This window comes from Solibacillus isronensis (assembly GCF_023715405.1).
GTDB lineage: Bacteria > Bacillota > Bacilli > Bacillales_A > Planococcaceae > Solibacillus > Solibacillus isronensis_B.
Map to the genome: position 1 here is coordinate 1 of NZ_JAMBOC010000020.1, position 616 is coordinate 616.

A 616-nucleotide genomic window follows, 5' to 3' on the forward strand; every position below is an offset into this window, starting at 1 on the left:
GGCATTCACTATGTGTCGAACGGGCTAATATCGGACGTTTGGGAGACCGGCGTACCCGGCATCGGGTACGCGATGATAGTTAGAAGTATTTTTGGTCCAGAAGCGGGCGTCAAAGAGGGGGGAATCGACGTCTCGTACGGCAGTATGGCAAGCCCCCAGTCGTCCCTGACGCCAATCACAGTAAAAGTCGTTCTAGTGGCGACCGGGCGTTTGAGTACTGGCAGTTACAGGGTTCCGGCCCTGAACGTCGGACGCTACACCATTGTCGATGGTAGCGGCACTGTGCTAAGCGCCTCTATTCCCATGGCTAGTGTACCGGTCACAGTAACCGCACAAGGCTGCAAAGTCACATCGGGCGAAGGGCAGAATGTGAATCTGCCAAGAGTTATTACGTACGACTTCAAAGAGGTCGGCGCGACCTCGGCGGTCTCTTCGTCGTTCGCCGTTGGCCTGAAGTGCGATACCACGCTGGCTGTGCACGCGACCTTGACCGATGCGAGCGATCGTTCTAACACGTCGAACGTGCTCAGCCTTTCGCCCGGGTCGACAGCGACCGGGTTCGGGCTGCAAATTTTCCGTGAAAACTCGATGACCCCCATCGCGTACGGTCCCGAAT

The 616-nt window shown here is 57.1% G+C and carries 1 protein-coding gene; it reads left to right on the forward strand.

Annotated features, from left to right (window positions below):
- A partial coding sequence (locus M3166_RS18980) for a fimbrial protein (protein WP_251691795.1) occupies positions 1–616 on the forward strand: 616 nt, incomplete at both ends.